Genomic DNA, 2,471 nt, shown 5'->3' on the forward strand with positions numbered 1-2,471 from the left:
TTGCAGGGGCCACGTCGTATTCTTTAGACAGCTGGGTGACGGATTGACCAGAATGATAGAAGGCGATAAGGGTTTCTTTAAATTCTTTTGAGTAGCGTTTTTGCATGTTTTTGTCCTTTGTCTAAATTATACAATAGTGACTCTAAGATTTAAGGATAACATCAAATCTAACATTTATTTTTTAGCATAAAATATAAATCAAATAATTTACGTTTTAATAACTTCTCCTAATTAAAATAAGGCTTAATCGCCTTATTTCATATTTTTTAACACTTATTAAATTTAATAAGTCGAGGTAAATAAAATGAAGAAAACAGAAAAATTATATTCCATTAAAGAGGCTTCTTACGGTAGAACTTTCAAAATTTTACGACTATCTAAAGGATTTTCTCAGCTTGAAGCTACTAATCATGAAATGAGCATTTCACAGCTTTCAAACTTTGAAAACGGAAAGACTGTTCCACTAACAACTACTTTTTTTAACCTCCTTAAAAACATCAACGTGGATATGGTTGAATTTCAGAACGCTTACAACGATTATCTAAATTCTGAAGCTATCCTCCCTTATAGTACAGAGGTTTCCGAAGCTTATACTTCTGGAAATATTCTCAAATTGAAAGATATGCTATACAAGCTCGAGACTTCTAAAAAAAATGAAAATAAAAAATTCAAGTTAGATAAAATTAGACTGAAATCTATTATCTCAACTCTTGATTCAAATTATAATAATATATCGAAAAAAGAAGTTGAATTTGTGAAATTATATCTTCAACATCTCAAAGAATGGGGACAATATGAAATCAAACTTTTCGGACAATGTGTACCAATTTTTGATATTCCAACCTTATCTCTTCTCGGAGAGAAGATGATTAACCCCACTCAAAAAAACATTAATCTACATTATACTAAGCAAATGATAATTAAAGCGGTACTTAATCTTATTGATATATTCACAAAAAGTAAAAACTTTGATTATGCAAATAAATTCATTAACTATCTTGAAAATACAAAAATACATGATTACTTTACATACGAAAAAATAACTATTGTTTATAGTAAAGCAAGACTTGCTTATTTAGAAGGTAATAATGAAGCCTTGGACACAATTAAAAAATGCCAAGACTTACTGCTATTTTGTGATTGCTCTGAAATAGCTAATATGATTGAAAAGGAGATTTCAGAAGATATACAATCTTTTAAAACAACACAAAAATAACTCAGCCAATGATGTGACTCCTAAATATAGACTTAAAATATAGTGTTCCCCATAAATCTGGACAAAATCTAACTTTTAGAGGTCATTTTTCATGTCAAAATACTAGCCATAATTCACATCCATGGTTATTAAAGAGTATTTAAATGGCAAATCAAGAAGGGTAGCTCTTCCCCAAAATATAATCTTCCTTCCCCTAGCTTAGTTTGATCTTGGATACGAGCATATAATACTTAACAAAACTAGGTTAGCAATCACCTCCTACTATTTGGCTAGCACATCAAATATGAGAGATTTTATTTCCGAATAGACAAAAGATACATTCTTAAAAATTAGTAGATAAAACTCAATTTTATTTATAGTGATTCATAGAATTAGGTTATTAGTCTTTAATAAACTAGAGAATCACACCTAGAAACTTAGTAAGAAGGCCATTACTTATTTTGAAGAACTTCCCATTTAGTAATCGCGATATCAATATTTTTCCACTCCTTCTCTATCAGAATACTGTTGATAAAGCAGATGATTGGTGTATCATCTTTAAATACTCGTAATGGCATCTCAGAAATAACTATATCTGCTTCATTAGGTGTATTAACAAACTGAAACGAGGTATTTACGAACCTCTGTCTTAACTTATCTACTACCATTTGATAAGCAATAGAAGAATAAATACATAGAAAAATGCGACACTCTTTCTTCGAATAATAAAGAAGTATTTTAAAAATTTACTTCATATAAAATTCAAGTGTTGGATGTCTCATTAATGTCATGTGAAATAATTCTCGACTGATTAATACTTTTCTTAACTTTTCCCATAACATATCTGCCTTCGTTCCAACATCATCTTTAAAATAGACATATTCATAAGGACAATACGCAATACCAAACATTTGGTGGTAAACAAAATATTGATGGAGACTATAACGAATAAACTTTTTTTCTTTAGAAGAAAGTTTGAAATATTTTAGATCAATTAAATGACAATATTCATCCGATATGATGGATTTGGGTACAATGAATTGTCCTTTAAATGGTGTGGATTCTTGCATTTCCAACCCTACTATCAAAGTAGAAAACCAAAAATATAACATCTCCATTTCTTTATATTTGACTTTATTATCACCTATATTTTGATGTTATCCTTAAATCTTAGAGTCACTATTGTATAATTTAGACAAAGGACAAAAACATGAAAAAACGCTACTCAAAAGAATTTAAAGAAACCCTTATCGCCTTCTATCATTCTGGTCAATCC

Annotated in this window: 4 protein-coding genes; 1 reads left to right on the forward strand and 3 read right to left on the reverse strand. The window is 29.3% G+C overall.

Features of this window, described 5'->3' with window-relative positions; genetic code table 11:
• Positions 1 to 106 (reverse strand): transposase (locus tag HZR21_RS12240; protein WP_180747705.1); only part of this gene is annotated, 106 nt, incomplete at its 3' end.
• A gap of 198 nt (positions 107 to 304) precedes the next feature.
• Here HZR21_RS12240 and HZR21_RS11405 point away from each other — a divergent pair.
• Positions 305 to 1,216, forward strand: a complete 912-nt coding sequence (locus tag HZR21_RS11405) for an Rgg/GadR/MutR family transcriptional regulator (protein WP_180747706.1) — start codon at positions 305 to 307, stop codon at positions 1,214 to 1,216.
• A gap of 431 nt (positions 1,217 to 1,647) precedes the next feature.
• On the opposite strand, the gene HZR21_RS11985 is transcribed toward HZR21_RS11405, so the two are convergent.
• Entirely contained in the window at positions 1,648 to 1,773 is a 126-nt protein-coding gene (locus HZR21_RS11985) for a hypothetical protein (RefSeq protein WP_259276414.1), read from the reverse strand.
• Positions 1,774 to 1,941: 168 nt separating this feature from the next.
• Positions 1,942 to 2,265 carry a hypothetical protein gene (locus tag HZR21_RS11410; protein WP_180747707.1) on the reverse strand — a complete coding sequence of 108 codons (324 nt, stop codon included), beginning with the start codon at positions 2,263 to 2,265 and terminating at the stop codon, positions 1,942 to 1,944.
• Positions 2,266 to 2,471 lie beyond the last annotated feature (206 nt).

The organism is Pseudolactococcus laudensis (genome assembly GCF_013449735.1).
Classification (GTDB): domain Bacteria; phylum Bacillota; class Bacilli; order Lactobacillales; family Streptococcaceae; genus Pseudolactococcus; species Pseudolactococcus laudensis.